A 4,105-nucleotide genomic window follows, 5' to 3' on the forward strand; every position below is an offset into this window, starting at 1 on the left:
TCGCCCGTCACCGCGATGTCACCGACCCGGTCCGTTCTCAGCACCGTCGCACCCAGCGCCCTCAACCGGTCCACCGTCCGCGGGGACGGGTGACCCCTGGCCACCCTCTCCTCCCCGACCTCTGCGGGTTGGCGGGGCAGGGGTCGGGGAGGGAGGGGGTGGGGGGTGGGGGGAGGGCCCGGGGAGGTGTGTTGGCTCGCCCGGCCCGAGCGGGGCTCGGGCCGGGCGAGCTCCACGGTGGCTCGGGTGTGGGCCGCCGGGAACGCCGTGCTCCGGGCGAGGCCCGGAGTACGGCGAGGGGAGGGAATGTGGACACGATGCCCAACACCGGAGCGAGTGCCGGCCCGGGCCGCATGATGCGATCCGGGCCTTCCACTGGCGCCTGGACGGGGGCGGACGGAACCAGAACGACAACCACGTCGCCCACCGAGTCAGGCCTGGGTATTCATCCGTGATCACGACAGATGGTCGGTGAGCCGCTCGGCGAGTTGTTCGGGGGTGATGGTTTCGATGCCCAAGGCCTGGGCCTTGTCGAGCTTGCTGCCTGCGTTCTCGCCGGCGACGACGAGGTGGGTACGGGCCGAGACGCTCGAAGAGGCACGGCCTCCTGCTCTGGTGATCAGCTCGGTCATCTCCGTGCGGGAGTGGCTCGCCAGGGGTCCGGTCATCGCGCCGGTCACCACCACGGTCATTCCGGACAAGGGCAGCTCGCTGCCCGCCGTCTGAGCGGTCGTCTCCGTGTCGGCCTCGGAATCTGAGGGAGTGGGTGGGACGAAGCCGGGCTGGTCCATGTTCACGCCTGCGGCGAGGAGCTTTTCGATGAGCGGGGCGAGGTCGGCCAGTTCCGCCACGATCACGGGGGCCTTCTCGTTGCCGATGCCGTCGACCTGCTCGAGGGCGACGGCATCGGCGTCGCGGATGGCCTGCATGGAGCCGAAGTGGGTGGCGATGCGCAGTGACATGGAGCGGCCGGTGCCCAGGATGCCGAGGGCGCAGAAGACGCGGTTGAGTGGTTTGGTCTTGGCGGTCTCGATGGCGGTCATGAGGTTGCCGGCGCTCTTGGCACCCATGCGGTCCAGGGTGAGCAGTTGGTCGTGGGTGAGGGTGAACAGGTCGGCGAAGTCCTCGATGAGCCCCTTGTCGACGAGTTGCACGATGATCTTCTCGCCGAGGCCGTCGATGTCGAGGGCGTCGCGGGCGACGGCGTACCGGAGCGCCTCGACCCGGCCGCAGGCGCGTCCTCGCTCGCAGCGCCAGCGCTCCTGGGTGCGGTCGATGGCGGAGCCGCAGCGCGGGCAGAGTTCGGGGAAAGCGATGGGCTGTTCGTCGCCGGTGCGGAGGCCGGCGACCGCGCCTTCGACACGGGGGATGACTTCGCCGGCGCGGTAGACGATGACGTGGTCTCCGAGCATCAGGCCGCGGCGGGCGATGTCGGCTGGGTTGTGCAGAGTGGCGTAGGTGATGGTGGTGCCCGCGACGTCGACGGGGTCGAGGACAGCGCGGGGGGCGATCACGCCGGTGCGGCCCACGCTCCACTCCACGGCGCGTAGGACGGTGATCTTCTGGGCGGCCGGGAATTTGAAGGCGGTGGCCCAGTGCGGGGTTCGGGACCCCATCCCGGCCCGGAGCTGGTCGGCGGGGCTGTCGGCCTTGATCACGGCCCCGTCGAGTTCGAAGTCGAGCCCCGCACGCAGGGCGCCGATCTCGCGTACCCGGTCGACGACCTGGTCAAGAGTCGCGCAGGCCGTGGTGGCGACCGCGGTGCCGGCCGGGGTCCCCAGCCCGAGGGCGGCCAGGCGGGCGACCAACTGCGTGTGGGTGAGCCCGGCGAGAGTGGGGTCGTCGGTGTGCTCAGGGTCGGTGAGCGCGGCGTAGGCCAGGAAGGTCTGCCCGATCCGGTAGGCCCGGTCCTTGGCGCGCAGCGAGCCCGAGGAGGCGTTGCGGCGGTTAGCGAAGGCGGTGGCCCCGTGTGCGGTCCGCAACTCGTTCGCGGCGGCGAACTGTGCCTCCGTCATCAGGACTTCGCCCCGCACCTCGATCGTGACCGGTTCGGTCAGGGTCATGGGCAGGCCGGTGATGTCCCCGATGGCGTGGGACACGTCCTCCCCGGTCGTCCCGTCGCCCCGGGTGACCAGCCGAGCCAGCTGGCCGTCGCGGTAGCGGGCGGCCAAGGCTACGCCGTCGAGTTTGGGCTCCACCGCCCAGCCCGCCACCGCCACGCCGCCCAGCCGTCGCTCCAGCGATACGGCCCAAGCCGTTAGTTCCTCGTCCGAGAAGACGTTCCCCAGGCTGAGCATCGGGACGGTGTGCTGGATGTCGCCGGCGGTCACCCCTGCTGCGACCCGCTGCGACGGGGAGTCGGCCGCGATCCGGTCGGGGTGCGCGTCCTCCCAGGCGGTGATGCCGCGCAGCAGCCGGTCGTAGGTGTCGTCGTCCAGGCCCGATTCGCCGGCGCCGTAGTAGGCGTCGGCGGCCTTCCGCGCCTGCACGACGGCTTCGAGATAGGCGGCCTCATCGGCAAGGTCGACAGCGGGCGCTACGGTGGAAGGCTTCGTCATGCCGCTCATTCTGCGGAGAGGCACTGACAGTACGGCGGTGACGCCGCCGCGATTCACCTCTGGTGTCGCGTGGGCGCAGTCGGGCCGGATTCCACCCGCCGGCCCGGCAGGCCGGGGCGGGCTGGACACGCAGGTTCGTCGATTCGGGGCCGTGTCGGGGGGACCCCGAGCGTGCGGTAGAAGGTGTCGTTCTCGAAGCGCCGGTGTGGGTCGAACTTGCTGATTGCCCGGCGGAACTGTTGGAAGCCGTCGGTGTTGGAGATCGGCAGGAGCTCTGGGGTGAAGTACTTGCCCCAGTGCGGCCGCCCGCCCAGGCTGTAGAGCAAACGCTGGATGTCGTCGAACAACGGACGTGCGGCGGTGATCACCCCCTCGGCGGTCATGTAGGACACGAAGCCGAAGTAAGTCGCCGGGACTGCCTGCGCAGGGCTCAGGTGGCCCCGGGCAGGGCTGGTGGTGCGCAGGACGACGGGGTAGTGCAGCTTGTACGGAGAGGCGTGCAGGAGTTCCTTGAGGCTGGCGTAAGCCTCGGGTACGGCGTCCAGGGGGACGGCGATCTCCATGTTCAGCTGCGGGGCGGGGATGCCGTTTCTGAAGATCTCATGGAGCGTCCCCTTGGAGTCCCTCGCGCCGAGGAACTTCTCCAACGTCCGGGCGGCCGGTGTCCGGCCCTGACCGTCGCCGATGTCGGCCATCAGTCGGCGGCGGGTGCGTGTCACGATGCGGTCCAGGTCAGCCGGCCCGTAGGCAGCAGAGGCGGTGGACATCCAGCTGTCGTCGTGGGTGACCCAGGTGTGCACGAGCTGGTGCTCGGTGAACCACCAGCTCTTGGCGGCCACGGATTTACGGTTCCAGGCGCCGTAGCTTTCAGGCAGGCTGTCCTCGGCCACCGTGAAGCGGGTACAGAGCAACTCCCTTGCCGGCCGGCCGCGAAGCTCCACGCCGACGACCACACCGAGGCAGCCGAGACTGAGAATGGTGGCGTCGAAGTCCGTGCCACCGGGGGTGAGCCGGTGCAGGGAGCCGGTCCCGTCCATGAGGTCGATGGCGGCCACGCAGTCGGAGAATGTGCCGCCGATCAGGCCCTGCGCGTGCGTGCCGGTGGCGAGGGCTCCGGCGACCGTCTGGCTCGTGATCACGGGCGGGCACGCGGCCGGTTCCAGGCCGTGGCTGCGGAATGCCCGCCACACGTCTTCGAGCAGTGTGTCTCCGGTGACACGCAGGTGTTCGCCTCGCAGTTCACCGACCCCGCGGCCGGGGAGGTCGAGGACGATGCCGCGAGTGCCTACCGGGCAGCGCAGCTGGGCCGGGTAGCTGAACCTGGACCCGAGGACGCGCACCGTTCCTTCCGTGCACGTCAGCATCGACTCCAGCTGTTCCAGAGACGTGATGCGCGTCCAGCCGTCGTGGGCGGCGATGGTGACGTTGCCGCCCCAGTTGGTGAGGGTCATGGGGAAAGTCCTTAGCGGTTTCGTCCTCGACCTCCCCGGCCGCGGGGTCGGTGAACTGCGAGGCGAACACCTGCGTGTCACCGGAGACACACTGCT

2 protein-coding genes are annotated in these 4,105 nt (G+C 70.0%); both read right to left on the bottom strand.

Going from position 1 to position 4,105, the window contains the following annotated elements:
• Positions 1 to 455: 455 nt before the first annotated feature.
• A complete protein-coding gene (gene ligA, locus AB0N76_RS39380) occupies positions 456 to 2,567 on the bottom strand; it encodes an NAD-dependent DNA ligase LigA (RefSeq protein ID WP_363565670.1) in 2,112 nt (703 codons plus the stop codon).
• A 44-nt stretch (positions 2,568 to 2,611) separates the two neighbouring features.
• Positions 2,612 to 4,009 carry a D-arabinono-1,4-lactone oxidase gene (locus AB0N76_RS39385; protein ID WP_363565669.1) on the bottom strand — a complete coding sequence of 466 codons (1,398 nt, stop codon included), beginning with the start codon at positions 4,007 to 4,009 and terminating at the stop codon, positions 2,612 to 2,614.
• Positions 4,010 to 4,105 lie beyond the last annotated feature (96 nt).

This window comes from Kitasatospora sp. NPDC093806 (genome assembly GCF_040683335.1).
Lineage (GTDB): Bacteria > Actinomycetota > Actinomycetes > Streptomycetales > Streptomycetaceae > Kitasatospora.